General features: G+C 44.4%; 1 protein-coding gene. It reads left to right on the top strand.

What is annotated here, in order from left to right; translation table 11 throughout:
* The coding region (hemD, locus tag ACWHAR_RS30725) for a uroporphyrinogen-III synthase (protein WP_452088891.1) at window positions 1-556 on the top strand (556 nt) is incomplete at both ends.

Here is a 556-nt window from a genome sequence, read left to right as displayed (position 1 = left end):
CAAGTGTGAATGGGGCAGACTTGTTTTTTTCTTATCTGAAGGAAAATCAGCTTATTCTCCCTGCGCATAAAAAAATTGCAGCCGTCGGTGAAAAAACCGCCCGCCGTTTAAAAACGCATAACGTATCGGTTGATGTGATGCCACAGGAGTATATTGCTGAACAATTGGCTGACGCTCTTAAGCAGCATGCTGAACCGGGGGAGCCCATTACCGTGATGAAAGGGAATTTGTCACGTGATGTGATAAAACAAGAGCTTGTACCGCTCGGTTTTGAAGTAAAGGAATGGGTTCTCTACGAAACGATTCCGGATGAAGAAGGCATTGAGGCATTGAAAGACGCTGCGGGTCAATATTCCTTTGACTATGTAACATTTACGAGTTCATCAACCGTACATACGTTTATGCATGTCTTGGGAGAAGAATTAAAAAAGTGGAAGGCGAATGGGACGGCCTGTATCAGCATTGGGCCTTTAACAAGTGATGCCCTTCTGATGTACGGCATCACATCGCATACGCCTGATACATTTACAATAGATGGCATGCTTGAGCTAATGTG

Source organism: Bacillus sp. LR--39 (assembly GCF_053613335.1).
Note: the sequence above shows the minus strand (reverse complement) of the source record. Positions and strands in the feature narration are given on the sequence as shown.